The organism is Mediterraneibacter sp. HA8405 (assembly GCF_056148955.1).
This window is the reverse complement of sequence record NZ_CM148758.1, coordinates 2,537,714-2,559,899: the sequence shown is the minus strand read 5'-3', so window position 1 is coordinate 2,559,899 and position 22,186 is coordinate 2,537,714. Positions and strand designations below refer to the sequence as shown.

Below are 22,186 nucleotides of genomic sequence, written 5' to 3'. Positions count from 1 at the left end.
AATTATGAAAAGAGTATTGTTAAAGCTGAGCGGGGAGGCGCTGGCAGGAGATAAGAAAACCGGATTTGACGAGGCTACCTGTATTGGTGTCGCAAAGCAGGTAAAACAGCTGACGGATGCCGGAATCCAGGTTGCAATTGTAACCGGCGGAGGGAACTTCTGGCGGGGACGCACCAGCGAGACGATTGACCGGACGAAGGCAGATCAGATCGGGATGCTGGCGACAGTGATGAACTGTATTTATGTCTCCGACATTTTCCGGTATGAAGGAATGAAGACAGAAGTATTTACTCCCTTTGTATGCGGGTCATTTACCTCTCTGTTTTCCAAGGACGCTGCTGTAGAGGCACTGGAAGCGGGAAAGGTGATTTTCTTTGCCGGAGGAACCGGACATCCGTATTTTTCCACAGATACAGGAGCTGTTCTGCGCGCTATAGAGATTGAGGCTGATGCCATGCTTCTGGCAAAAGCCATTGACGGAATATATGACAGCGATCCGAAGGTAAATCCGGAAGCAGTCAAGTATGATGAAGTGTCTATTCAGGAAGTGATCGATAAGAAACTCGCGGCAGTGGATCTGACAGCGTCAATTCTCTGTCTTGAGAATAAAATGCCCATGCTTGTGTTCGGACTGAATGAAGAAAACAGCATTGTGGAGACAATGAGCGGAAATTTCACGGGAACAAAAGTAACAGTGTAGGAGGATTTTACCATGAATGAAAGACTGACAACATATGACAGTAAAATGACAAAGACACTCAATAATCTGGATGCCGAACTGGCGACAATCCGTGCGGGACGCGCGAATCCCCATGTGCTGGACAAGCTGGCAGTGGATTACTATGGGGTTCCAACACCAATTCAGCAGGCGGCAAATATATCGGTGCCGGAGGCACGTATGATTCAGATACAGCCCTGGGAGAAGAGTATGTTAAAGGCTATAGAAAAAGCAATTCTTACTTCAGACATCGGCATCAATCCTACCAATGACGGCTCCTGCATCCGTCTTGTATTTCCGGAACTTACAGAAGAGCGAAGAAAAGAACTGGCAAAAGATGTAAAGAAAAAAGGTGAAGGAGCAAAAGTTGCGGTGCGCAATATCCGCAGAGATGGAAACGTGGCATTCAAAAAACTGAAAGGAACAGAGGTTTCCGAGGATGAGATTAAAGACCTGGAGGATGAACTTCAGAAGCTGACAGATAAATATGTAGAAAAAATTGATAAGATGGTCGAGACAAAATCAAAAGAGATCATGACGGTGTAAAACGGAACTTATACAGAAGGGGGCTTTCAGATCAAGGCTCCCTTTTGTATGAATGTTTTATGGAAATAGTTTGAATGCAAAATGCGGATGCATATTCTGGGGATTTCCGGCATCCGATTTATGAATAGGGGAAAGAAACATGAAAGTACCGCAGCATATTGCGATTATTTTAGATGGCAACGGGCGCTGGGCCAAGGCAAAGGGAATGCCGAGAAATTACGGCCACGCTCAGGGAAGTAAAAATGTAGAGAGGATCTGTGAGGAAGCGTGGAGAATGGGCATCAAGTATCTGACAGTATACGCTTTTTCTACCGAGAACTGGAGCCGGCCGGAAAGTGAAGTTACCGCTCTGATGAAGCTGCTGCGCAATTATATGAAGACTTGTCTGAAAACAGCGGCAAAAAATGACATGAAGATCCGTGTCATCGGCGATATTGAGCCTCTGGATGACGATATAAAAAGTCGGATAAGGGAACTGGAAAGTGCAACTGTAAATAACGGCGGCCTGAATTTTACTATTGCGCTGAATTATGGAAGCAGGGATGAGATTGTCCGTGCATCCAGGCGAATGGCAAAGGACTGCGCGGAAGGAAGACTGGATCCGGACAGTATTGATGAGACGGTATTTGAATCTTATCTTGATACCCATGGTATTCCGGATCCTGATCTGATGATCCGCACAAGCGGAGAACAGAGACTTTCCAATTATCTGCTCTGGCAGCTGGCCTACTCGGAGTTTTATTTTACAGACGTTCCCTGGCCTGACTTTACAAAAGCAGAACTGGTAAAAGCAGTGGAAGAGTTTAACCACCGGCACAGACGCTTCGGCGGTGTAGAGGAGGGAAAATCAGATGTTTAAAACACGGTTGTTAAGTGGCATCCTTCTGGTAATTATTGCTCTGATTACAGTGATTACAGGAGGAAATCTTCTGTTTCTTGTTCTGCTTGCCGTAAGTCTTATCGGCATGACAGAACTTTATAAAGTGTTTGGTATAGAGAAGAAGCCCCCGGGCATAATCGGGTATTTGTTTGCTCTTCTTTATTACGGACTTCTGTATTTTGAACCTCTTCTTCCGGGAGAGAGCCTGAACTGGTTTATGATGTCATTTATGGCATTTCTGATCTGTCAGATGGCGGTTCTTGTATTTGCCTACCCCAGATATAATACGCAGCAGATTATGGCAGCGTTTTTCGGTATGTTTTATGTGGCAGTAATGCTGTCCTATATTTATCAGATAAGAATTCTTCCCGGCGGCATTTTTACAGTTTGGCTTGTGTTTGTCTGTTCCTGGGGCTGTGATACATGTGCCTACTGTGTAGGTATGCTGATCGGAAAACATAAGATGGCGCCTATATTAAGTCCGAAAAAATCTGTAGAAGGCGGCATTGGAGGAATTCTCGGAGCAGCTCTGATCGGCGTGCTTTACGGACTGGCAATTAATTACTGGGGCGATGCAGGAGCAGACGTGCTGTCCTATGCCGTGATCGGGGCGGCAGGCGGCGCGATTTCCCAGATTGGAGATCTGGCTGCGTCGGCAATTAAGCGGTATCATAATATTAAAGATTACGGAAAGCTGATTCCCGGACATGGCGGAATTCTGGATCGTTTTGACAGTGTGATTTTTACGGCTCCGATTATCTATTATCTTGCTATCATGCTCTGATGGATTTTATACAAAAAGAAGGACATATTTTATGAAAAAAATAGGAATTCTGGGGTCTACGGGATCTATCGGAACCCAGACTCTGGAAATTGTAAGAACAAATAAAGATATTGAGGTGACAGCGCTGGCTGCCGGAAGCAATATCAGCCTTCTGGAACAGCAGATCCGGGAGTTCCGGCCGTCCCTGGCAGCTGTATGGGACCCGGACAGAGCGGCGCAGTTAAAAGAAAATGTGCGTGATCTGGATGTGAAGATACTTTCCGGCATGGACGGACTTCTTGCAGCGGCGTCGGATCCCTGCTCAGAGATTCTTGTGACTGCAGTAGTGGGAATGATTGGCGTACTTCCCACTATCGAGGCAATTAAGGCCGGAAAGGATATTGCCCTGGCAAACAAGGAAACTCTGGTTACGGCAGGACATATTATTATGCCTCTTGCGCGGGAAAAACAGGTGAAAATTCTCCCTGTGGACAGTGAACACAGCGCGATTTTTCAGTCTCTTCAGGGCGGTCAGCGGAAGAGTCTTCATAAAATTCTTCTGACTGCATCAGGTGGTCCGTTCCGCGGGAAAAAGAAAGAGGAGCTGGAGAATATTCAGGTGGAAGATGCGCTGAAACATCCGAACTGGGAAATGGGGAAAAAGATTACCATAGATTCTTCTACTATGGTAAATAAGGGGCTGGAAGTTATTGAGGCAAAATGGCTTTTTGGTGTCACTGCAGATCAGATTCAGGTTGTCGTTCAGCCTCAGAGTATTATTCATTCGATGGTGGAGTATGAGGACGGCGCGGTGATCGCCCAGCTGGGTACGCCTGATATGAAGCTCCCCATACAGTATGCACTGTATTATCCGGAGCGCAGATATCTTCCGGGAGACAGGCTGGATTTTGGCGCTCTTTCGGAGATTACGTTTGAACGTCCGGATATGGAAACTTTTTATGGCCTGAAACTGGCTTATGAGGCGGGCCGCAGAGGCGGCAGCCTTCCGACGGTTTTTAATGCGGCAAATGAGCGCGCGGTAGCCATGTTCCTGGACAGAAAGATCCGGTATCTGCAGATCCCGGAGATCATTCAGGCATGTATGGAACAGCACAGGAATATTTCAGAACCGACAGTGGAAGAGATACTAAAGACTGAGCAGGAAACATATGAATTTATAAAAAGCAGGTGGTAGCGTATGGGCATAGTTATTGCGATTATAATATTCAGCCTGACTATTATATTCCATGAACTGGGACATTTTATTCTGGCTAAAATAAACAAAATCCGTGTGGATGAATTCTCTCTGGGTCTGGGACCGACTCTGATCGGAAAAAATATCGGCGGTACATTTTTCTGCCTTAAATTGCTTCCGTTTGGCGGCGCATGTATGATGGGGGAAGATGATGCGGATGATATGTCGGAGGGCAGTTTTAACAGTAAATCTGTGTGGGCAAGAATGTCTGTTATTGCGGCAGGCCCTGTTTTTAATCTGATTCTGGCGTGGATTCTGTGTTCTATTATGGTCGGATGGATCGGATACAGTTCTGCTACGGTCACAGATGTATCCGAAGGATACTCGGCGGCAGAAGAAGGTGTCCGGGCCGGAGATGTAATCAAGGAAATTAATGGAAGAAATATACACATCTGGAATGATATCAGCCTGTATAATCTGACTCATCCAAATGAAACTTCTCTGGAAGTGGTGCTGGAACGCAATGGAGAAGAGTATACGGCAGAGATTGAACCCAGACAGCTGGAAGGGGACGCATATGCAAAATTGGGAGTTGTCGGCGGAGAATATGTAAAGCCGGGATTTTTCGGTACTATGCAGTATGGAGCCTATACGGTAAAATACTGGATTAATTATTCCATTGACAGTCTGAGAATGCTTGTTACCGGTCAGCTGGGCCTTCAGGATCTGTCCGGACCGGTAGGAATTGTAAATGCAGTGGATGATGTATATGAAACATCTTCATCGGCCGGAATGGATGTGCTTGTACTGAATCTGATGAATTTTGCGGTTCTTCTGACTGCAAATCTCGGAGTACTCAATCTCCTTCCGTTGCCGGCCCTGGATGGAGGACGTCTTGTCTTTCTGATTATTGAGGCTGTACGGAGAAAGAGAATACCTCCGGAAAAGGAAGGAATAGTACATTTTGCCGGTTTTGCCGCACTGATGGTACTGATGGTTGTGGTTATGTACAATGATATAGTGAGACTGTTTTAAAATGAAAAGCTGCCGTATTCAAAAGAATGCGGCAGCTTTTACACATAAAATTATTCTTCTGCTGATATAATGAAAAAGATCATTATATGCAGGAGAAAAAAATGGGTTATATAAGAGCAATGCAGAATGAACTATCGGAGAAAGGAAAGCTTCAGATCAACGTGACTTCGTCGGTTAATTCCCGTCCGATTGGCGAAGCGGAGATATCCATATCTTATACCGGTGTTCCGGAAAATATTCTTGAGAGACTGACGACAGATTCGTCCGGACAGACGGAAGTGATTGACCTGGATGCTCCGCCGGAAGAGTGGAGCCTGAATCCGGAGAATGAACGGCAACCCTATTCGGAGTATACGTTTGATATCAGCGCTCCCGGCTTTGAGCCGGTGAGTATCGCCGGAGCGGAGATTCTTGCGAATGTAAAGGCAATTCAGAATGTCAGGATGCGGCCCAGCGACGCGTCCCGGGAAGAGGAAGAAGTATTTGTGATTCCCGCCCATACCCTGTATGGAGAATACCCGCCGAAAATCGCGGAAGACGAGATAAAGCCCGTCAATGAGTCAGGTGAGATTGTACTGAGCAGAGTGGTAATTCCGGAATATATTGTCGTTCATGACGGTTCGCCACGGGACAGTACCGCGAAAAATTATTATGTGAAATATAAGGATTATATTAAAAATGTGGCTTCCAGCGAAATCTACGCCACATGGCCGTCGAATACGATCCGCGCGAATGTACTTGCGATTATGTCATTCACCCTGAATCGGGTGTATACGGAATGGTATCGGAACAAGGGGTATGATTTTACAATCACTTCATCCACAGCTTTTGATCATAAATGGATTCCGGAGCGGAATGTCTATGATACAATCTCGGTAATTGTGGATGAACTGTTTTCCAATTATCTGTCCCGTCCGAATATACGTCAGCCGATCTTGACTCAGTATTGTGACGGAAGGCGGGTTACATGTCCGAACTGGATGACCTTTTTGCAACAACCTACAAACACCCGCAACCCCTTGATTTTACTGGGGTTGCGGCTTATAGTAATAATACACTTTCAGCTCGTCAGTGTCCCGGTTGTATACAATTTTCTCAATGACACTTTTCAGAATCTCATTCTTGGCTGTATTATCTACAGCGTCTGATCGGATGATCTCATACACATTTTTCACCTGTTCCAGAAGATTATTTTCCAGCGATTCCGGCTCCGGGCTGTCCGTAGCGGCTTCTTCCAGCTGCTTTTCAATAATTTCTTTTTCTTCCTGGACAAGCCGTTTATTCTCCCGGTATTCCTCCAGGGTGTCCACTCCGTTCCGGTATGCCTCTTTGATCCGGTCGAACTTTTCAGCGTTGCGTTTCAGCTGTTCTTTCAGGATGGCGCTCAGATCTGTCGGCGTTTCCTGCTCCGGCGGCATATACCGGAATACAATCTGGCCGGTGTCAAGAACTTCCTGGATGGAAGAGAGTACGGCCGGCTCCAGCTTCAGTGAGCTGACCGAATTCTTTGCCAGGCATTTTCCTTTTGAATACCCGTAGCATGTGAAATAGCAGTATGTCCGTTTCCCGGATTTTACGGTCTTCGCTATCATGGTTCTGCCGCATACCGGACATTTTACCAGGCCGGACAGCCAGTGTCTGTATGTAGAGGAAGGCCGGGTACCCTTTGGCCGGTATTCCTGCTCATAGCGGGCCTGAGCCTTCTCAAACAGCTCCCTGGAGATAATCGCCGGCTGCTGGCCGTCAGCTATAATCCATTCCTCTCTGGGCCGGATTTCATTGGTCTCATTGACGGTCCGGTTCCAGCGGATCATGCCGCAGTAAGTCGGATTCTGAAGGATGTATTCCACAGAACGGCGTTCAAAGGAACTGCCTCCGGATGTCTTAAATCCGCACAAATTTAGATAGCGTGCTATGTCAAATATACCATAGTGTTCGTTGACATATTTTTGGAAAATAATCCGGATCACTTCTGCCTCCTCCGGGACAATGACCGGCGGCTGGCCCCGCTCTGCAATCCGGTACCCCAGCGGCGGCCGGGCCTGATAGCCTCCCCGCTGGGCCTTCTCCCGCATTCCCCGGGCAACTTCCCCGGAGAGCCGGACGGAATAGTATTCGTCCATCCATTCAATGATGCGCTCGATCAGGCTGCCGAAGGGGCCTTCCACAAGGGGCTCGGAGACACTGATCACGTCCACATTATGCTTCTTCTTCAGCAGCGACTTGTAGACAATGCTTTCTTCCTGGTTCCGGGCAAACCGGCTGAACTTCCAGACAAGGATGCTGTCTACCGGATGTTTCGGAGACTTGGCCTGGGCGATCATCTTCTGGAACTCCGGCCGCTTCTCAGCCTTCCGGCCGGAAACCCCGATCTCATAGAAGACCTTCAGGATAATGATGCCGTTCTTGTGCGCATACTCTTTGAGGAGTTTTGCCTGGGAATCCGGTGAGAGTTCATCCTGTTTCTCCGTCGAAACTCTGACGTAGCCATAACCATATGTAGTTTCCATGACATCACCTCGGTTGATTTTATTCCGGGCACGGCCCGAAAATGAGTACAAAAATAACAGCCAGACCATGAACTGATGTTCTGGATTGTGCGGCTGTACCGAAGATGATACAATATTCCGTGGATAAGGTATCGTATATCTTCGGATATACACAGCTGCTCCGGTGCGCCAACACTGGAGCAGTTGACTTTTTCTAAGCTACGAAATAGCCGTTCCTAAACTTTGACGAGAGCAGGACGGCTATTTTTATGTGTATAATTGAACTCGTTCCTGGATATCCGGTTAAATGCATTATCTGATTGTAGATATTTCGGCAACTCTCCAAGCATCAGAAAGAGTTTTTTATTCAGCTTCAGTTTTTGGCTTAAAACAATTATCACATGTTCGTAGTCCATCAATATGTTCAAAAAGATTTGGTTTAATATTTGTATGTAATGCATCAAGGATAAAATCAATTCCTTCACGGCGTGCTAACTTTGCTGCGGAAACAAAATCACTATCACCAGAAATGAGTACAATTTGGTCTACTTGTCTTTTATATGCAAGAGATGCTATATCAAGACCTATACGCATGTCTACTCCCTTTTGCTCTACACTGAACAAGAAATCCTTTTCTGTTAAATCAGAAATGGATATTTGGCCGCGAATTAATTGATTAAGTTTATTATTTTTTAACACATAGTGTGCTTGCTGTTCTGAAAGTTCACCCATACGTAAAGCTACTTTTCGCTTCTTTTTTAATTCGTCAAAAAAGCTCATTGCCCAAGTATAAGTAGCAGATTTCGCAAAATTTACGTTTTTCTGTGTTAGTGGATGATATACTTGTCTGGTCATAGGAGGACAGTCATAATAGAATATTCTATATAATTCACTATTTTCGCCATGCGTTTTTAAATGTCTTTTACAATATGTATATAATTCATCTGCGCGTTCAGCAGGGGTCTTATCTCCATATGCCACAAAAGCTCGTCTTCGATAAAATCCCCCATCCACTAAAATTGCTGTTTTCATGTGTATTCTCCTTTATAACAAAAAATCCTAGGTTTCAGCCTTACCCTTATAATGGGGACTTACTACCTAGGACACGTTTACTTAGTAACTCTCGTTACACCTATATAATATGCCCATGGCAGTAAAAAATCAATACTTTTTTTCAAAAAATGTTTGCATTCTGTTGCGCAGAGTGATATACTACCACGCCGGACTTTATACAAAATAACAATAGTGTCGGGGCAAATATTTACAGTATAAATGCGCTGATAGTCTGCCCGATCTGTACAATATTGCTCTTTCCGGTAAACTCAAATGTCACCTTTCCCAGGCCGCTGAAATATATCTCCAGCTCGCTGTCCATATCAAGAACTCCGGCAGTTTCAATAGAGTAAGCGATGACCTTTGAGTAGGGCAGGGAAGTGAAGTCTTTCTTCTTTCCAGTCATTCCCTGGACGTTCACTGAGATCACGCGTTTATTTGTAAATATGCAGTAATCACGAATTGCCTTGTAGGCTCCGATCACCTGTTCACCGTTGATCAGAAGAGGCTGAATGTCTCTCATGAGAGATTCCGGGTCTATCTGTTTCATTTTTACGAATGAGCTGTTGTTAAAGTCAATCATGACTTTCACCTTTCTTTGTATGGCTATTCTTTTTAATTATCTTCAATGCAATCCCAAAAGTCTATTTCATTAACAATTGTGAGAAGCTGTCCGGATTTTCTCCGATTAACAGCATCCTCAATTTTCCTGCCATAACATGAGAATGCCCAGCAGGGATTACCGTCATTTCCAACAATTAAATAACGTGTTTTGTTGGTCAGATTATTATTAAACTTACCACCAAGAGAAACGATAAGATCAGCAATATCCTTCCTTTTCGCTTTCAGTGATTGACCAGTAAAGCAAAACAGGTTATCTTTAAAATCTATCTCCTGACATGCAGCGCATATACCTGAAATACTGTAATGTTCTTTTAAAGAGTTCAGTTCTGCATCGTTCAGATTATAAGATGATTTCAAATCTATAAAATTACTCAAAAAGCCTTTAAGCATGTCACGTTCATCTTCCGTTATGACACCATCATTTAAAATTGAGAGCAACAGACTCTCAATTTCATCGAAAGGATATGACCCTGCAAGAAAATCATTTGCGGTAGTCCATTTTTTGAGCATATGTATTTCTTCGTCGGTAATTTCATTATCCGCAAGTATACCGTGGATCATACCACTAAGAAACTGTAGTGAAGATGTGACGAGATTGTAGTAGTCAGCATCGGAGACGAAGTTATTACAAAGCCATACAATATCTTTCGCTTCATCCTCAGTAACAACACCATCTTCATAAATAGACTGGATCAAAGGAATGAGTTCATTAAAAGGATGCCTATCAATTAAATTGGCATGACATAAACACCAGTGACTCAGTTCGTTCACCTCATCTTCACTTATTTTACGGTCTGTAGTAATTCCTGCAACGATACCTTTTAAAGTGTTTACTGCTTTGTGAAGCTCGGCAGGAGTAGTGAATTTCCTATATTCTTCAATCTCTTTTATTTCGCTCATAAACTTTTCCTCATTTCTCTTGTACTTCCGAGAAAACACCACATATATAATCGCCAGTGCGGTTATATCTTTTCCATGACTGCCAGATTCGGGATGAAGTAAATCACATAATTATCTACTTCTGTATATATCCCGTATTTATCCCGGTAGCAATCAATGCATTCCTGTAAATACTCTTCTGTTACATCTAATAGTTCTGCAATTTCATGTCTGCTCTGGCATCCGGCACGGAATGCTGTTATAATGCCGGTCAGTCCGATCTTCTTGTTATATCCCCACAAGCGAGCCTGTCGTTCTTGTTTCCGATTACCCGCATCAGACATATCAATTATATTACCTACAGATGTGTAATGATGTCCAAGCTCTTCTGCAAGGACGCAGGATTTTTCCGTTGTTGTAGTAATAGATCTATTTATCCCGATTGTGCCGTCACAATACAGTCCCCGAATATTGTGATTTCGAAATTGATGAGAAATCACCTCTATACCGTCCCTGCAGGCTTCGTCTTCCAGACGCTCAAAAGAGTTCATAGTAAACACCTCCCGCTCAAGTATATCAAAATAGGTGTCCAATATTTAGGACTCCTTCCTTCTATTTTTTACAAATTCAGCGAACTGCCGGATTTCATTCAGTTCATCCTCAGTATATTCATCACCTTCAAAGTGGGCAGCAAGAGTAGTGGGTTCGGAATCAATTCCCAGTAATTCATCGGCAGATACATTTAATACATCAGCAATTTTTTTAATTGTCTGCACGTTTGGCTCTCGATTCCCACTTTCATATAGTGAATATGTTGATTTTGCTACCCCGATTTTTTCAGCGACATCCTTTTGGGATAGCCCTTTCTGTTCTCTTGCCCATCTTAAATTTTCATTAAAGTTTTCTCCCATAATGATGTCCTCCTTATATGTATGATTATAGGATTGATATGCAAACATGTCAACAAATAAGTTTGCAAAATGCAAAGAAAACTATTGACAAGTTTGCGTAATGCAATTATATTATAATCATAGTTTGCGAAACGCAAACATTCAAGAAAGGAGGAAGACGATTGTTCAGAAATTTAGAAGCAGAACAGGCGAGATTTGGATTGTCCAATTCGGACGTGGCAAAAAAGCTTGGCATCTCACGGAACTCATATGAAAGCAAGAAAAAAACAGGGAAATTTACCACGTTTGAAATAAAAACACTCTGCAGAATGTTTAAATGCAAATTTGATTATTTGTTTCAGACGGACGAGAAGGAGGTGGTGTAAAGATGGAATGGATAGATGTAACTTTGATTCTTGTGATATTAGCTTATGTAATAACTATTGCATGGTTCATATGGCGGCGTAAGAAAGAAAAAAATCCACAAGACTATATCGGCAAACACATACTGACGATAGAATTATGGATTATTTCAATTTTTCTTATGATTGTAATGCGAAAAGTTACTGTTCTGATTGCGTGGTAGTTGAAGTGGGTTTCTGGGGTAAGGAATTAGGTGCGGTATTCTCTTCGATTTGCTGTAATTCCTGCATGATATCTTCATGCTGTTGTTGGTCTTGATGTAGGTTCTCTTCGTGTTGTCGTTGATCCTGTTCAAGAGATTCTGTGTGTTGTTGATCAGAAATTTTAGCATTTGATTTATCTGATTGAAAAGTATATAGGGCCATGAGCAAAGAAATAATGATACTCAACACAGAGAGGATAGTATTTCGGTCTACCTTGGAAACTCGGACTACATTATTTTTATCAGCATCAGGTAATTGTACGGAAGCATCAACGTGTTTGACCATATCAGCAAGAGGTTTTGAAAGCTCCATATATTCATCTGAATTCTCGATACTATCAAATGAGTCAGAAGATTCTAATGCAGATTTAGTTGCAACTGCAACTGTTTTGACAACAGATAAAGGCTGCTCGGATAGAGACAAATGGGAAAGAGAACAATTTGCAGTTTTTGCCGCCTCAATAACGGGCGAATATGTGGACAGAACTTGACTGCATTCAGAAAGCAGAGTGGCAGAAGCGATTCCTAAGCTAGATAAAACAGATCTATATGCAACTGTGATTGATTGAACAGATGCGTTCAATGCGACAGAAGAGTAGCTTTGACTAATGCTAAGTAGCGCATCTTTCAATTGGGGTGTAAGCATGGAATCTACGGTAACAGAACTCATTTTAGGAAGAGAAGACATAAGTGAATCAAAATAGGAAGAATTATTATTCATTGTAAAACCTCTTTTTATATTTTATAAAAAGATTTTATCACTATGAGAAAAAGAAGACAAGGGAATAGGAGATATGGCTAGATCGATTCACGACAGAGCATAAAATACTGGAAACCGGGACAATCAGGGGCGCATAGATATTTAGAGAGGTGGTGCATGTGACAGTAAAAAACATTGTAGTGATTGATGGAGAAGAAGTAGAGATCAAGGATCTCGAAGACCGGGAGGCCTTTGCGGCAAGCGTGAATGCAAGGGTACTTCTGGAAAGAAATTACGTTATTGAGAAAACCGCGTAAGCGGGAACAGTTGGACAAGTAGAAAAGCAATGAATCATTGCGAAAGGAGGGAAGAACGTGCAGGAGATAACATTGAAACCACAGGAGATCAAGCTGATCGATCCCAGAAGGACAAGCCTGGTTCCAGCGGATGTACCAAAGTCGGTTGATCCGGCGCCGATCCGTCAGAAGAGAAACAAAGCGGAGAAAGGTCTAATCGGAGTCACCGCAGCGTCGTTGCTGCTGAATGCGGTCCAGGCGGTGATCATATATGTGCTGCAGGCGGGACCAATATAAAAAAGAGCGCCCATATGAGCCGGCAAGCTCGGGCACTCTGGTGATTCATACCAATTTTAACAGATTGGAGAGAAAAATGGAAGCGGAAAAAGACGGCGTATGGCAAATATGGATCATACGTTGGGATCCATACAGGTTGGAATGTAAATCTGGAACGAGAAAAGAAGTAGAAGAGTATGCAAGAAAAAAGGCAGAAGAGACGGGTCATACCTATGTGATTAACTAAATAAAAAAGGAGCATCCGCTCGAAAAGATGCTCCTTTTTACTCGACGTTTCCGTCTAAATTTAGGACATATATATTGTACTTCATACGGGCGGAAAAGTCAAGGAAATGCGGGATTTTCGCCCGTTTTACATACTCGATAAAGATATTAAATTTAGGACAAGGATATGGCAACAAGGAGAAAAACAACAAAGTTAAGAGGCGGCGATATTCTGGATGTGGCAGAGTATCATGACGGCCGATATGGAGCTCCGGGGATTCCCCGGCAGAAGAAAAAGAAACCCACGAAAGAGGATATGCAGAAAGTCAATGCCATAAATAAGGCGCGGCTCTGCCAGCATCGATTGATTCAGTACTTCACCGAGGGGGACTACTTCGCTACGCTGACATACAAGGTGAGCGAACGGCCGCCAGACATGAAGACGGCAAAGAAACACTGGGAGAAGCTGATCCGGTATATACGGAAAGAATACAAAAAGCGCGGGAGCCCTCTCTATTGGATTAGGAATATTGAGTGCGGCACAAAGGGGGCATGGCATATCCACATCGTGATCAACCGGATCCCTGATTCCGCCTGTATCGTTGAAGAGGCGTGGCCATACGGCGGAACCTATTTCACCCAGCTCAAAAAAAGTAAGTACTACAGCGAGGACTTTGCAGAGCTGGCCAGTTATATTACGAAAGGCGAGCACACACGGGAAAAGAAATCGGGCGGATCAGAAGCTGCGCCGCGGATCAGAGAGGCCAGTTACAGCACATCCCGTAATATGCCACTACCAGAGCCGCACAAGGACAAGTTGAAACGTTGGCCAAAAGAGGTAAAGCCGAAGAAAGGCTATTACATTGCACGGATCTACGAAGGCATCAATCCGAAAACAGGATACAAATATAGACGCTATACGCTGATCCGATTGAACAGGAGGATTTGATACATGGAAACAGTGAGAATCTACATAGAAACATCTTTCAGAGGTCCTGCTGTAAAGGATGGAAAATATGCGGCAGCTTTAGTAATTACTAAGCACGGCCGGGATTCTTCCAGGATTGTATCCGGAGAAGAAAGCGAGACGACATTTAATCGCTGCACACTGATGGCAATTATCAAGGCGCTGCAGAGAATGACGAGAAAATGTCACATCATCATATATACGGACAATAGTTATGTGAAAAACATGATTGAGCAGGGAAACCCGGAGAAGTGGCGCCGGTCTGAATGGAAGAAGGCAGCAGGCACGGAAGTACAGAATAAAGAGCTTTGGAAACTTTTTCTGGAAGAAAAGGACAAGCAGGAACTGGAAGTGCGATTTTGCCAGACAAATGAATATAAAGAAACTCTGCAGGCGGTGATACACGGGGAGGAGTTTGAAGGTGTTTGAGAAATTTGGAGAGATGAACAGTTACAAGGAAATTAATGAACTGGCTGAAAATCTGTTCAACGAAGGCGACACAGAAAGCCTGAAGGCTATGGCCAGGGAAAACGGGATCCAGAATGAGTTCGTGGAGATGTATCTGCAGGGAGACATCCCGGTACTCTGCGATCCGCTGACCGCAGCAATGGGAAAGATTGACGTGGAAGTGGCGGAACTGAAGCCGAAGGAAATCATGGAGGACTGGGTGGAATATCTGAGAGGCCAGTGTATGGAAAATGAGATGATCGCCCATCAGGTGCGGAAGCAGGGAAAAAACCTGAAAGGATGCATTGCGGCGCTGCTTACATGGGGATTTAATCACCAGGAACCGGTGGACAAAGACATTATGAAGGCAGCAGGCGTAAAAGCCGGCCGAGTGACGCTGGGGATGCCGGGCATGGCCAGGGCAAAACAGATTATTACGGATTACTACATGGGAAAGTAGGCGGGACAGATGAAGCAGAAAGCGATTGAAAAAATTCCATATCTGGGTCTGAAAAGAATAAGCAGAAAGAGCGGGGTGAAGTATATTGGCGTAGCTGCGGTAAAGATCGTAGGACATGAAAAACATTTGTTTGTAGAGGTATACAAAAACCATAAGGAATCGAAAGATATTCCGATGGTAAGAATTGTGCTCACCCAGAAAGATTTTGGAACATATTTTCCGAAAACCGAAGAATGGACCAGAAAGAAATGTGATGACGGATACAGCTACAGCCAGAGGCTTATATGGAGAATTGATGAAAACAGGATAGATGATTGGGAACAGCTTGAGCAGGAGAACATTCTTCAAAGCAGCGAGGACCTGGAACGAATCAAGAGATACTGCGGTACAGAAATCTGGAAAAAAGAGCGCTGGTGGGAATATATCGGAAGGAAACAGGACGATATTGCATACAAAGCACGCCGGAAAGCGCAGGAGAGAAAATATGAGAGACGGCAGCAGGCACTTAAGGACAGGGCTAAAAATACCAAAATACTTCCGGAAGGAAAAATACTGGAAATGGCAGACCGAATGTATTTCCACGAGGAGCATTATCTGTATTACAAAAAGCATGGAAACTGGGTTCAGATTGCGTGCAGCGCATGTGGCGGCGTAACGGATGCAAGATGGAAGGCAGGGGAGTTCTATGAGAGTCAGTTTGAACGCTGGACGGATGAGCCGAGGGAAAATCGGGCAGGAATCTGTCCTTTATGCGGAGCAACAGGTACGTATAAGTGCAAGGGAAAGGCGAAAAGGGAACATTCAAAAAGTATTCATGTGTTTTTAGGGCAGAAGTATAAGGAAACCGGAATGGTGCTGAGGTATATAGAAGTTACGAAATCGTGGAATCTTGGACTGATATGTACGGAAAAGGGAGATGAAATGTATAACGCAAGCGAGAAACTCTCTGGAGTGGAAATTGCAAGAGCGTATTTTGAGCCTGGAAAAAAGGAACAGATTGATTATCAGAAATATAACCCTTATAGCGGAGAGAACTTCTGGGATGACTGCAATCTGTATGGAATGAATAGTATATCGATCAAAAGCGGTCCGATTATGAATGAAACCTATGAGGAAATGAAAGGGACGATTTTTCAGTACAGTGCTTTACAGGAATATGCCCGGGAAGAAGAGGTTAATCCGATTGATTATTTCGAACGATATGAGCGGACCCCACAGATCGAAATGCTTGTCAAGTTGGGATTAACAAAGGTTGTGAGTCAGCTGGTGAACTGCAGATACGGAATTGTGGCCAATGTGGACGCACGCAGGCCGGATGAATTCCTGGGAATCCGCAAGGAGAGAGTAAAGCAGCTGATTGCCTGGAAAGGAGATATTGAATTACTGGAAGTAATGCAGATGGAAAGACGTATGCAGAAAACCTGGACATCTGAACAGATAGAACAGCTGGCGGAGGCTGGGCTGAAAAGGGGGCAGATAGAACAGGCGACGGAATATATGAGTGTACAGCAGCTTCTGAACAGGATCAGCAAATACGCAGGATGTGAGTTCGGGACAGGATGCAGCTATGCTACGGAGCGGATCCGCAGGACTGCGACGACTTACACAGACTACCTGAGCATGAGAATTGAACTGGGATATGATCTGAAAAACACAGTATATCAGCAGCCCAGGAACCTGAGAGACGCTCATACAAAAATGGTCATGGAAATGGATAAAGAGAAGGCGGACGAACGTCTGCGGGAAGTGAAAGTAAAATATTCCAATATCCACCATAATTACAGGAAGCTTAGAAAGAAATATTTTTATGAGGATGAGGATTATTTAATCAGGCCGGCGAGATCTGCAGATGAAATTGTGATGGAGGGAAGAATCCTGCATCATTGCGTAGGTGGTGATAACTACCTGAGAAAGCATAGTGACGGGACGTCATACATTCTGATGTTGAGGAAAAAAACGGAACAGGAAACACCGTATATTACCGTGGAGATCAATGGAGAACGTCCGAAGATCATGCAGTGGTATGGATTACATGACGGAAAGCCGGATCAAAAGAACATACAGAACTGGTTGGATGCATACATAGACCGGATAAAAGAAAGTACAGCAAGAACAGCACCGGTGATTGTAGCAACAATAGCATGATGGAGGCAAACAAGATGGAATATGTACAGATGACACTTGACGAGTGGATAAATATTAAACAGAAGCTCCGGCAGGAGCTGATCGGAGTTAAACGGAGCTTTGTAAGGATCGGATATATGCTCAGAAAGATCGACGATCAGAGAGGATATGAACAGGATGGGTACAGGAGCATTGCAGAATTTGCCCAGAAAGAACTGGGATTACATCCATCCACTACAACACGCTTCATGGAGATCAACAGGGAATATTCGATTGATGGATATTCAGAAAGACTCAGGGAGGAATACGAGGATCTGAGCAGGTCACAGTTAGAGGAAATGCTGAAACTTCCGGAAAATGACCGTCAGATGATCCAGCCGGAGACATCCAGAGAAGACATACGGGATCTGAAGCGTTTCAATAAGACAGAGCCGGCAGCAGGAGAAGCAGATGACCTTTCGCAGCTTATTGAACAGTTTTTCCATGATAACAGAGAAACGCTGAACATTTTGTTTCAGCGCCTGGACGCGCAAAAATCGGTAATAGAGCAGCTGCAGGCGGCGAAGGAAATCGTAAATCCATCTGGAAACCGATCGTATAGAAAAGGAATGTTCTTTCTGATGATGTACGATAATCGGATATCTGTAAAGAAATTCGGAGATACGCCCAGAGATCTGACCTGGGAACAATTCCTTCAGATGGCCTGGGAAAGGTTCCTGCCGTATGAGGCAGGAGAAAAGACATGGGAAAACTATTTTGGAGAGGAAATAGAAGAAAAAATAGAGGATGAACCGGATTTTTTGAAAGATGAAAGTGCGGAAAACCGCGAAAATACAGAAAGGGCCGAGGAAAATAAGAAAGCTGATGACCTGGAGCGAAGAGATGTAGAAAAAGGCAGCGAAAGTGGGGAAAAATACAGCAGTGCCGATAATAGAAACGCGGCAGCAGGCAATGAAAGTTCAGAGAAAGAATCAAAAAAACAGGAAGAGGCGAAACTGAATCCGGAACACGCAATTGCGCCGGCGCAAAAAAACGCGGAAACCCAGAAAATACAGAACGCAGAACCAATTTCGGAAGGCGTGAAATTAGACATGAATCCACCGGAAGAACAAACCGAAATTGTAGAAAAAAGCATAACCAGGAAAGAATATTTTGACAGCCTTACGGCCTGGGGAGTTGCTGTTGAACTGGCAAAAGCAGTTCGTACAACCTTGAAAACAGCAGATCTGGCTGTAGAAGAAAATTGGGGAGAGTGGCTGAAGCGAAAAGTGGATTATCAGGGAAGAGACCTGGAAGAGGAAATTGAGCAGGAAGGATAACTGCAAGAAGAGGAGAGAAAAGGATGTTTATTACAAGTCAGGGATTTAAAAAGCTGATCAATGAAGCGTACAAAGGAGCAATGCTTCATATCGGAAATGACGGAGAAGGATATTTTATATCCGGGGGATACTGGGTGATCTGGGTTAAAAACAAGATGATACCAAAAAAAGAGCTGGCCTCCATTATTGAACTAACAGGAGAGCTTCCGGGACCAGGAGAGGCGTTTGAGGCATCGAAGTCGGGAAATCAGTATGAATTGCCGTGGCGGGAACAATATGCAGCAATGAAAAACGCCCAGGAATGCGACGAAGAGATGGAGGTTACGCCGTTGACACTGAAATATTATTCGGGGCAGCAGGCGCGAATTTTACAGAACCGGAATAACGGAACAATCGTACTCATTAACGAGCGATTTATTGACATGATTGATAACACAGCTGTGGAATACAGCAAAGGGGAAAGTCAGTCGGAGGGCCCCATGATTTCAGGGAGAGTCCAGGGTGTATTCTGGAGAAATAATATCATGGTATTGAATGTATATCCCCGGACAGATGATGAAAACAAGGAACTGATCGGATTCCTGGAGACATTTGACATTATGGACAGGACGGAGGGAATGAACAGTGAGTATCGACTATTCGGACATGGCATTTCCGAAGCTGGGGAGAAAAAAGAAGAGGAAGAAGCATAAAAGGAGTATTTTATACACCCAGAAAGGAATCTGCTATCTCTGTGCACACTTAAATGGCGATTACCGGCAGCAGTACACAGAAGAACATCATATCCTTTATGGATCCGGCCGGAGAGAAATTTCAGAAGCTGAAGGACTGAAAGTGAATCTTTGCCCGGATCATCACAGAAACGGGCAGCAGGCGGTCCATAACAGCCGAGAAACCCGGGAACTGCTCTGCAGGATCGCACAGGAAGAGTACGAACAGACCCATACCCGCGCGCAGTGGATGCGAATTGCAGGGAAGAATTATTTATAGGCACCTCTGCCGAATGGCAATGGTACATACAGTATGTCACATGTAACCAGTAAATACAGGGCGTCCCGCCGTTTTCGGACGGCGGGAGAAAGGAGAGAAAATGGAATATCCGGAAATCTATGCAGTTGATTTTGATAAAACATTAAATTTGGCAGAAAAATATCCGGATCTCGGGCAGCCAAATATTGAACTGATAGATATATTAAAGGAACGGAGGGCAGCAGGAGACAAGATTATCCTCTGGACTTGCCGGGAAGGAGAACTTCTGAACCAGGCAGTGGAATACTGCAAAAAGCATGGCTTGGAATTTGACGCTGTTAATGATAATCTTCCGGAAAATATAGAGTTTTTCGGGAATAATTGCCGGAAAGTATGGGCGCATCATTATATAGACGATAGAAACTGGAAGCCTGAAGGGTTCTGCTATGCGGAAAGAACAAGAAGGGGAGTGGAAAAGATAATTCGCGGTATTGACTTGACCACAGGAAAGGACATGACTGGATTTGTCAGAAACGACAGAATGAAAGAGGCTGGTCCAGATGAATAAAGTCCTGGAGAAACAAACATATAATCAGGAATTAACAGAATTAACAGACAAATTTTTATCTATATCTACACCAAAAAAGCAGTGAAACAGAAAAAAAGCAGACCTTGCGGATCCAGAAAAGACAGCCAGAGAGTTGAGAAGCCTATATTCTGATATGCCACCGTACTGCGTATATCCTGATTGTTTTCATTGCCCATACGGAGATTGCGGATGGACGAAAGCGGGAAATGAGAAATCGATTCAGGAGTTAATCAGAGTATTCGCGAGGAAAGGGGAATAGATGCCATTACAGAGATAAACCGGAGATACAGAAATGGAATGGCAGCAGGCCGGAAAAAGATGTACCGGAAATGGACTAACTATTCGTAATTATGACTGTAAATCAAAAATATAGACTGAATTAGCTATAAAGAGATGAACCTTGACAATTGAATATTGATGGTTGGAATGGTATAATTATCCTGTTTTAGTTGTTATGAAATTAGGGGGGATAAACGAGTCCTATGGATATTGATATTAATAAATTGATAAGTTTTTTCGGATCAATGGGAGATGAATTAAAGGGTGCCATAATTACTGCAATGGTAACGGGTATCATATCAATAATTGGTTTCATCATTACTAATCATTCGATGAAGAAAAATTTTAAGAATGAATTGCTAAAAGAAAAAACTACAGTACATATTGAAAAAATGTCTGAGATGCCATTGTATATTTTGGAACTTATGGAAAAAATGATAAACGAACCTTCTAATCAGGAGGTATTGGAGGATTTTAAAAACATACTAAATAATGTATGCGCATATGGTTCTGTCCAAGCTATCAAAATTGCATCTACAATGCAAAGTGAAAATTATCAATATGCCAATACAGACCAATTTAATATATATAGAGCACTATCTTTTTACGCGCTATTAATTACCCAAATTAAATACGATGTAACGGGAATAATCAACAGCCCGGACATGTGGTATGAAATGAAACTAACAGATTACCTCAAAATGAAGGAAGAGATTAAAAAAGAAAACAATAAGATTGTAAGGGAATTAAACTTGAACAAGGGATTTTTGATTTAAATTATTAATATTGAGGTTACCAATCATCGATATCGGTGGTTGGTTTTTTATTGCCTAAAAACAGAACAAACGAAAGGAGAGCGGAGATGTCAAAATATATAAGAGTTCCTCTTACTGAGGTAATGGAGAATGATTATAGAGAGTGTGCAGAGATGATGGACAACGGCCAGGAAAAGGACTGCGAAGGGTGCAGCATGAACGGAGGAAGCCGATTTGAATGCATGGGAGAATATCCCTGGCGCAAGGATGAGGAGGACAGCCAATGACAAAGAAAGAAAAAGCGGACCGGAAGCGTGAGCGGAGGGAGATGGCCGAGCACACGCCGGATCAGAAGGCCCGGGACTGGTTCCGTCGTCCTGCCGGTGTGCAGGTGATGATCCAGGCCCAGGCAAAGAAGATCCATGAGACGCCGGCGGAATACCTGGCCAGAAAATACAACATAAGGGGTGATGCGGATGGACAAGAGCATACTGAGTGAATATGCTGACATGAAAGAAGAAATCAAAGATTTGCGCCGGCGCATATCCGAAGATCAGAAGCGGATTGATCAGCTGAAGCGGACAATAGTTTCTGATTCGGTGACCTGCGGGAAGAAAGGAAAGAAGCCCATCCGCACGGTGAAGATTAAGGGATTTCCGCAGGTGGAGATTAACCGACGGGTAGCGCTGATGGAAAGAAGACAGGCAAAGCTTCAGATGCTGGAGACGGATCTGATCGAGAAACAGCTGCAGGTGGAAGAGTACATACAGACGATTCAGAAGAGTGAGCTGCGGATAATGTTCCGGCTGTACTTCATTGATGATCTCTCATATCCTAAAGTGGCAATGAGAATGAATCAGATATACCCGAAGAGAAAAGTTAAGTACACAGATGAGAATGTGAAGAAAAGAATCCAGAGATATTTTGAAAATGTCCCACAATGTCCCGACCGAAAATGTTAATATGCTATAAAAGCCGAAAGGTGGAATGCTGGACGGCTTTGTTTTCCCCCGTAACAAACCATAGATGGAAGACGCTCTGCACAAATGTGTGGGGCGTTTTTCTATGTGATTTTGTAGTAAT

General features: G+C 43.8%; 30 protein-coding genes and 1 pseudogene. 24 read left to right on the top strand and 7 right to left on the bottom strand.

The features are described from left to right. Window positions 1-4: 4 nt before the first annotated feature. The 7 genes from pyrH (at window position 5) to AC0QUU_RS12025 (ending at window position 6,285) form a co-directional block, all read left to right on the top strand. A complete protein-coding gene (pyrH, locus tag AC0QUU_RS12055; protein ID WP_474543088.1) occupies window positions 5-700 on the top strand; it encodes a UMP kinase in 696 nt (231 codons plus the stop codon). 12 nt (window positions 701-712) lie between these two features. After that, window positions 713-1,264: a ribosome recycling factor gene (gene frr, locus AC0QUU_RS12050; protein WP_474543087.1), complete on the top strand. Its 552-nt coding sequence runs from the start codon at window positions 713-715 to the stop codon at window positions 1,262-1,264. Window positions 1,265-1,403: 139 nt separating this feature from the next. Next, on the top strand, window positions 1,404-2,123 hold the full coding sequence (locus tag AC0QUU_RS12045) for an isoprenyl transferase (protein WP_474543085.1): 720 nt from the start codon (window positions 1,404-1,406) through the stop codon (window positions 2,121-2,123). After that, window positions 2,116-2,928 carry a phosphatidate cytidylyltransferase gene (locus tag AC0QUU_RS12040; RefSeq protein ID WP_474543083.1) on the top strand — a complete coding sequence of 271 codons (813 nt, stop codon included), beginning with the start codon at window positions 2,116-2,118 and terminating at the stop codon, window positions 2,926-2,928. The genes AC0QUU_RS12045 and AC0QUU_RS12040 overlap by 8 nt, the downstream gene beginning before the upstream one ends. 31 nt (window positions 2,929-2,959) lie before the next feature. Beyond that, a complete protein-coding gene (gene dxr, locus AC0QUU_RS12035) occupies window positions 2,960-4,102 on the top strand; it encodes a 1-deoxy-D-xylulose-5-phosphate reductoisomerase (RefSeq protein WP_474543080.1) in 1,143 nt (380 codons plus the stop codon). A gap of 3 nt (window positions 4,103-4,105) precedes the next feature. Further along, window positions 4,106-5,137, top strand: a complete 1,032-nt coding sequence (gene rseP, locus AC0QUU_RS12030) for an RIP metalloprotease RseP (RefSeq protein WP_474543077.1) — start codon at window positions 4,106-4,108, stop codon at window positions 5,135-5,137. Between the two features lie 101 nt (window positions 5,138-5,238). Further along, window positions 5,239-6,285 carry a carboxypeptidase-like regulatory domain-containing protein gene (locus AC0QUU_RS12025; RefSeq protein WP_474543075.1) on the top strand — a complete coding sequence of 349 codons (1,047 nt, stop codon included), beginning with the start codon at window positions 5,239-5,241 and terminating at the stop codon, window positions 6,283-6,285. On the opposite strand, the pseudogene AC0QUU_RS12020 reads toward AC0QUU_RS12025, so the two are convergent. The 6 genes and pseudogenes from AC0QUU_RS12020 to AC0QUU_RS11995 all read right to left on the bottom strand — a co-directional run. Continuing rightward, a pseudogene (locus AC0QUU_RS12020) lies at window positions 6,184-7,647 on the bottom strand (recombinase family protein); the annotation flags it as partial. The gene AC0QUU_RS12025 and the pseudogene AC0QUU_RS12020 overlap by 102 nt on opposite strands. A gap of 342 nt (window positions 7,648-7,989) precedes the next feature. After that, window positions 7,990-8,658, bottom strand: coding sequence for an NYN domain-containing protein (locus AC0QUU_RS12015; RefSeq protein WP_474543074.1), 669 nt, complete (start codon window positions 8,656-8,658; stop codon window positions 7,990-7,992). Between the two features lie 229 nt (window positions 8,659-8,887). Further along, window positions 8,888-9,262, bottom strand: coding sequence for a PH domain-containing protein (locus AC0QUU_RS12010; protein WP_474543072.1), 375 nt, complete (start codon window positions 9,260-9,262; stop codon window positions 8,888-8,890). Window positions 9,263-9,294: 32 nt separating this feature from the next. Beyond that, a complete protein-coding gene (locus AC0QUU_RS12005) occupies window positions 9,295-10,203 on the bottom strand; it encodes a BRCT domain-containing protein (protein WP_474543071.1) in 909 nt (302 codons plus the stop codon). 62 nt (window positions 10,204-10,265) lie between these two features. After that, complete coding sequence (locus AC0QUU_RS12000) at window positions 10,266-10,733, bottom strand: ImmA/IrrE family metallo-endopeptidase (protein ID WP_474543069.1); 468 nt, start codon at window positions 10,731-10,733, stop codon at window positions 10,266-10,268. A 45-nt stretch (window positions 10,734-10,778) separates the two neighbouring features. After that, on the bottom strand, window positions 10,779-11,093 hold the full coding sequence (locus AC0QUU_RS11995; RefSeq protein ID WP_474543067.1) for a helix-turn-helix domain-containing protein: 315 nt from the start codon (window positions 11,091-11,093) through the stop codon (window positions 10,779-10,781). 161 nt (window positions 11,094-11,254) lie between these two features. On the opposite strand from AC0QUU_RS11995, the gene AC0QUU_RS11990 reads away from it, so the two are divergent. Further along, window positions 11,255-11,458, top strand: a complete 204-nt coding sequence (locus AC0QUU_RS11990) for a helix-turn-helix domain-containing protein (protein ID WP_474543065.1) — start codon at window positions 11,255-11,257, stop codon at window positions 11,456-11,458. Between the two features lie 2 nt (window positions 11,459-11,460). Then, entirely contained in the window at window positions 11,461-11,658 is a 198-nt protein-coding gene (locus tag AC0QUU_RS11985) for a hypothetical protein (protein WP_474543063.1), read from the top strand. On the opposite strand, the gene AC0QUU_RS11980 is transcribed toward AC0QUU_RS11985, so the two are convergent. Next, window positions 11,636-12,418, bottom strand: a complete 783-nt coding sequence (locus tag AC0QUU_RS11980; RefSeq protein ID WP_474543062.1) for a hypothetical protein — start codon at window positions 12,416-12,418, stop codon at window positions 11,636-11,638. The genes AC0QUU_RS11985 and AC0QUU_RS11980 overlap by 23 nt on opposite strands. A gap of 158 nt (window positions 12,419-12,576) precedes the next feature. Here AC0QUU_RS11980 and AC0QUU_RS11975 point away from each other — a divergent pair, with 158 nt between their 5' ends. The 15 genes from AC0QUU_RS11975 (at window position 12,577) to AC0QUU_RS11905 (ending at window position 22,065) form a co-directional block, all read left to right on the top strand. Further along, window positions 12,577-12,714, top strand: coding sequence for a hypothetical protein (locus AC0QUU_RS11975; protein ID WP_474543060.1), 138 nt, complete (start codon window positions 12,577-12,579; stop codon window positions 12,712-12,714). 57 nt (window positions 12,715-12,771) lie between these two features. Then, window positions 12,772-12,990: a hypothetical protein gene (locus AC0QUU_RS11970; protein ID WP_474543059.1), complete on the top strand. Its 219-nt coding sequence runs from the start codon at window positions 12,772-12,774 to the stop codon at window positions 12,988-12,990. A 64-nt stretch (window positions 12,991-13,054) separates the two neighbouring features. Beyond that, complete coding sequence (locus AC0QUU_RS11965) at window positions 13,055-13,216, top strand: hypothetical protein (RefSeq protein WP_474543057.1); 162 nt, start codon at window positions 13,055-13,057, stop codon at window positions 13,214-13,216. Between the two features lie 165 nt (window positions 13,217-13,381). Further along, the gene (locus tag AC0QUU_RS11960; protein WP_474543056.1) at window positions 13,382-14,143 is read left to right on the top strand and encodes a rolling circle replication-associated protein; all 762 of its coding nucleotides are present in this window, start codon (window positions 13,382-13,384) and stop codon (window positions 14,141-14,143) included. 3 nt (window positions 14,144-14,146) lie between these two features. Further along, window positions 14,147-14,590, top strand: coding sequence for an RNase H family protein (locus AC0QUU_RS11955; protein WP_474543054.1), 444 nt, complete (start codon window positions 14,147-14,149; stop codon window positions 14,588-14,590). Next, window positions 14,583-15,068, top strand: coding sequence for a hypothetical protein (locus AC0QUU_RS11950; protein WP_474543053.1), 486 nt, complete (start codon window positions 14,583-14,585; stop codon window positions 15,066-15,068). Before AC0QUU_RS11955 ends, AC0QUU_RS11950 begins: the two co-directional genes overlap by 8 nt. Window positions 15,069-15,077: 9 nt before the next feature. Then, a complete protein-coding gene (locus tag AC0QUU_RS11945; protein WP_474543052.1) occupies window positions 15,078-17,213 on the top strand; it encodes a PcfJ domain-containing protein in 2,136 nt (711 codons plus the stop codon). Between the two features lie 14 nt (window positions 17,214-17,227). Continuing rightward, the gene (locus AC0QUU_RS11940; RefSeq protein WP_474543050.1) at window positions 17,228-18,511 is read left to right on the top strand and encodes a hypothetical protein; all 1,284 of its coding nucleotides are present in this window, start codon (window positions 17,228-17,230) and stop codon (window positions 18,509-18,511) included. A gap of 23 nt (window positions 18,512-18,534) precedes the next feature. Beyond that, window positions 18,535-19,203, top strand: a complete 669-nt coding sequence (locus AC0QUU_RS11935) for a hypothetical protein (protein ID WP_474543048.1) — start codon at window positions 18,535-18,537, stop codon at window positions 19,201-19,203. After that, complete coding sequence (locus tag AC0QUU_RS11930; protein ID WP_474543047.1) at window positions 19,136-19,501, top strand: hypothetical protein; 366 nt, start codon at window positions 19,136-19,138, stop codon at window positions 19,499-19,501. Before AC0QUU_RS11935 ends, AC0QUU_RS11930 begins: the two co-directional genes overlap by 68 nt. Window positions 19,502-19,601: 100 nt before the next feature. Next, window positions 19,602-20,048 carry a hypothetical protein gene (locus tag AC0QUU_RS11925; RefSeq protein WP_474543046.1) on the top strand — a complete coding sequence of 149 codons (447 nt, stop codon included), beginning with the start codon at window positions 19,602-19,604 and terminating at the stop codon, window positions 20,046-20,048. 503 nt (window positions 20,049-20,551) lie between these two features. Further along, a complete protein-coding gene (locus tag AC0QUU_RS11920) occupies window positions 20,552-21,124 on the top strand; it encodes a hypothetical protein (RefSeq protein WP_474543044.1) in 573 nt (190 codons plus the stop codon). Between the two features lie 86 nt (window positions 21,125-21,210). Beyond that, window positions 21,211-21,390 (top strand): hypothetical protein, encoded by a 180-nt coding sequence (locus AC0QUU_RS11915; protein WP_474543042.1) that lies wholly within the window; start codon window positions 21,211-21,213, stop codon window positions 21,388-21,390. Beyond that, a complete protein-coding gene (locus AC0QUU_RS11910) occupies window positions 21,387-21,602 on the top strand; it encodes a hypothetical protein (protein WP_474543041.1) in 216 nt (71 codons plus the stop codon). Before AC0QUU_RS11915 ends, AC0QUU_RS11910 begins: the two co-directional genes overlap by 4 nt. Continuing rightward, window positions 21,580-22,065: a hypothetical protein gene (locus AC0QUU_RS11905; RefSeq protein WP_474543039.1), complete on the top strand. Its 486-nt coding sequence runs from the start codon at window positions 21,580-21,582 to the stop codon at window positions 22,063-22,065. Before AC0QUU_RS11910 ends, AC0QUU_RS11905 begins: the two co-directional genes overlap by 23 nt. Window positions 22,066-22,186: the final 121 nt, after the last annotated feature.

Excerpts from the sequence above, each read along its gene's own strand:
- pyrH (WP_474543088.1), top strand. The coding sequence starts at position 5 with ATGAAAAGAGTATTGTTAAAGCTGAGCGGGGAGGCGCTGGCAGGAGAT.
- frr (WP_474543087.1), top strand. The coding sequence starts at position 713 with ATGAATGAAAGACTGACAACATATGACAGTAAAATGACAAAGACACTC.
- AC0QUU_RS12045 (WP_474543085.1), top strand. The coding sequence starts at position 1,404 with ATGAAAGTACCGCAGCATATTGCGATTATTTTAGATGGCAACGGGCGC.
- AC0QUU_RS12040 (WP_474543083.1), top strand. The coding sequence starts at position 2,116 with ATGTTTAAAACACGGTTGTTAAGTGGCATCCTTCTGGTAATTATTGCT.
- dxr (WP_474543080.1), top strand. The coding sequence starts at position 2,960 with ATGAAAAAAATAGGAATTCTGGGGTCTACGGGATCTATCGGAACCCAG.
- rseP (WP_474543077.1), top strand. The coding sequence starts at position 4,106 with ATGGGCATAGTTATTGCGATTATAATATTCAGCCTGACTATTATATTC.
- AC0QUU_RS12025 (WP_474543075.1), top strand. The coding sequence starts at position 5,239 with ATGGGTTATATAAGAGCAATGCAGAATGAACTATCGGAGAAAGGAAAG.
- AC0QUU_RS12015 (WP_474543074.1), bottom strand. The coding sequence starts at position 8,658 with ATGAAAACAGCAATTTTAGTGGATGGGGGATTTTATCGAAGACGAGCT.
- AC0QUU_RS12010 (WP_474543072.1), bottom strand. The coding sequence starts at position 9,262 with ATGATTGACTTTAACAACAGCTCATTCGTAAAAATGAAACAGATAGAC.
- AC0QUU_RS12005 (WP_474543071.1), bottom strand. The coding sequence starts at position 10,203 with ATGAGCGAAATAAAAGAGATTGAAGAATATAGGAAATTCACTACTCCT.
- AC0QUU_RS12000 (WP_474543069.1), bottom strand. The coding sequence starts at position 10,733 with ATGAACTCTTTTGAGCGTCTGGAAGACGAAGCCTGCAGGGACGGTATA.
- AC0QUU_RS11995 (WP_474543067.1), bottom strand. The coding sequence starts at position 11,093 with ATGGGAGAAAACTTTAATGAAAATTTAAGATGGGCAAGAGAACAGAAA.
- AC0QUU_RS11985 (WP_474543063.1), top strand. The coding sequence starts at position 11,461 with ATGGAATGGATAGATGTAACTTTGATTCTTGTGATATTAGCTTATGTA.
- AC0QUU_RS11980 (WP_474543062.1), bottom strand. The coding sequence starts at position 12,418 with ATGAATAATAATTCTTCCTATTTTGATTCACTTATGTCTTCTCTTCCT.
- AC0QUU_RS11960 (WP_474543056.1), top strand. The coding sequence starts at position 13,382 with ATGGCAACAAGGAGAAAAACAACAAAGTTAAGAGGCGGCGATATTCTG.
- AC0QUU_RS11955 (WP_474543054.1), top strand. The coding sequence starts at position 14,147 with ATGGAAACAGTGAGAATCTACATAGAAACATCTTTCAGAGGTCCTGCT.
- AC0QUU_RS11945 (WP_474543052.1), top strand. The coding sequence starts at position 15,078 with ATGAAGCAGAAAGCGATTGAAAAAATTCCATATCTGGGTCTGAAAAGA.
- AC0QUU_RS11940 (WP_474543050.1), top strand. The coding sequence starts at position 17,228 with ATGGAATATGTACAGATGACACTTGACGAGTGGATAAATATTAAACAG.
- AC0QUU_RS11935 (WP_474543048.1), top strand. The coding sequence starts at position 18,535 with ATGTTTATTACAAGTCAGGGATTTAAAAAGCTGATCAATGAAGCGTAC.
- AC0QUU_RS11925 (WP_474543046.1), top strand. The coding sequence starts at position 19,602 with ATGGAATATCCGGAAATCTATGCAGTTGATTTTGATAAAACATTAAAT.
- AC0QUU_RS11920 (WP_474543044.1), top strand. The coding sequence starts at position 20,552 with ATGGATATTGATATTAATAAATTGATAAGTTTTTTCGGATCAATGGGA.
- AC0QUU_RS11915 (WP_474543042.1), top strand. The coding sequence starts at position 21,211 with ATGTCAAAATATATAAGAGTTCCTCTTACTGAGGTAATGGAGAATGAT.
- AC0QUU_RS11910 (WP_474543041.1), top strand. The coding sequence starts at position 21,387 with ATGACAAAGAAAGAAAAAGCGGACCGGAAGCGTGAGCGGAGGGAGATG.
- AC0QUU_RS11905 (WP_474543039.1), top strand. The coding sequence starts at position 21,580 with ATGGACAAGAGCATACTGAGTGAATATGCTGACATGAAAGAAGAAATC.